The organism is Azospirillum griseum (genome assembly GCF_003966125.1).
GTDB lineage: Bacteria > Pseudomonadota > Alphaproteobacteria > Azospirillales > Azospirillaceae > Azospirillum > Azospirillum griseum.
In genome coordinates this window covers 1-1,305 of record NZ_RXMA01000100.1, presented here as the reverse complement: position 1 = coordinate 1,305, position 1,305 = coordinate 1, and the positions used below count along the sequence as shown (strand labels likewise).

Genomic DNA, 1,305 nt, shown 5'->3' with positions numbered 1-1,305 from the left:
CGCCTGCGCGAACTCCTGCCATGGGAGTGGAAGGCAATCCGCGAACAGCAAAAAGCTGCCTGACCGCGGCACTCAGCGGATGCTTACGGAGGGGCCGCCGTCCGTCGGCCTGATCTCTCCCACCAAGACGCCGTCGGCGCCGGAGCCGGCACCCTCAGCCGAGCGCCGTGCCGCCCTGGTCGAGGTCGTTCTCGCCAACGGCCGCGTGCTGCGCGTCGCCGAGGATATCGCCCCGGCCACGCTGCGCCGACTGGTCGGCGCGTTGGATTCGCCATGATCTCGGTTCCCGCCGGGGTGCGGGTCTATCTGGCGATGGGCACCACCGACATGCGCAAGGGCATGGACGGGTTGGCCATGCTCGCCCAGCAGGTCCTTCAGCAGGACCCGTTCGCCGGCCATTTGTTTGTTTTCCGGGGTCGGCAAGGTCATCTGGTGAAGGTTCTTTACTGGGATGGCCAGGGCTTCTGCCTGTTCACCAAGCGCCTGGAGAAGGGGCGCTTCGTGTGGCCGATCAGCCGCGAGGGCGTGGCGGTGCTCACTCCGGCCCAGTTGGCGATGCTCATCGAGGGCATGGATTGGCGCGCCCCGCAGCGCACATGGCGCCCGGAGATGGCGGGGTGAGTCCCGGCCGCCACGCTCGCCGATGATCGGCACCGGGATGATGATCGCTCCTCCTCCGGGAGCCGCCGATCGGGTAGACTCCGGCCATGCCCACCACCGCCGAGCCGCTGCCCACCGACATTGAGACGCTGCGCGCGATCATCGCGGCGCAGGCTGCGGAGTTGGCGACCGAGCGTCGGTGTCGCGAGGCCAGCGAGGCCGAATTGGCCGCCGCCAAGGCCGGCCTGGTGGCCAAAGCGCTCGAGGTGGAGACGCTCAAGATCCAGTTGGCTCGGCTGCGGCGCATGCAATTCGGGCGTTCTTCCGAGAAGATCGACCGCGAGATCGACCAGCTCGAATTGGCGCTGGAGGACCTGGAGGCTGCTGCGGCGGCCGAAGGAATGTCGGCCGATCCCGCCGAGCCGCGGGCGCCCTCGGCGGAGAGCCGTGCCCAAGCCGGCCGGCGCAAGCTGCCGGAGCATCTGCCGCGCACCGAGATCGTGCACGCCCCGTTTGATGCCTGCCCCTCCTGCGGCGGCGCCCTGCGTCCGGTGGGCGAGGATGTCCGCGAGGTTCTGGACTACATCCCGGCGCGTTTCACCGTGATCCGCCACGTCCTATGGCCCGACAATCACGGTGAGAACGGGCGTCAATCTGGATGAGAATGAAGGACGTCGCCGTCGCGACGGAGGTCGGGCGTAGCCC

2 protein-coding genes and 1 pseudogene are annotated in these 1,305 nt (G+C 68.8%); all 3 read left to right on the top strand.

Features of this window, described 5'->3' with window-relative positions:
* Window positions 1-277, top strand: a 277-nt coding sequence (locus EJ903_RS26320; RefSeq protein ID WP_425455527.1) for a hypothetical protein, incomplete at its 5' end; no start/stop codon positions are given.
* Window positions 274-621, top strand: a complete 348-nt coding sequence (gene tnpB / locus EJ903_RS26315; RefSeq protein WP_126620815.1) for an IS66 family insertion sequence element accessory protein TnpB — start codon at window positions 274-276, stop codon at window positions 619-621. The genes EJ903_RS26320 and tnpB, both read left to right, overlap by 4 nt.
* Window positions 622-707: 86 nt before the next feature.
* A pseudogene (locus EJ903_RS26310) lies at window positions 708-1,217 on the top strand (IS66 family transposase); the annotation flags it as partial.
* Window positions 1,218-1,305 lie beyond the last annotated feature (88 nt).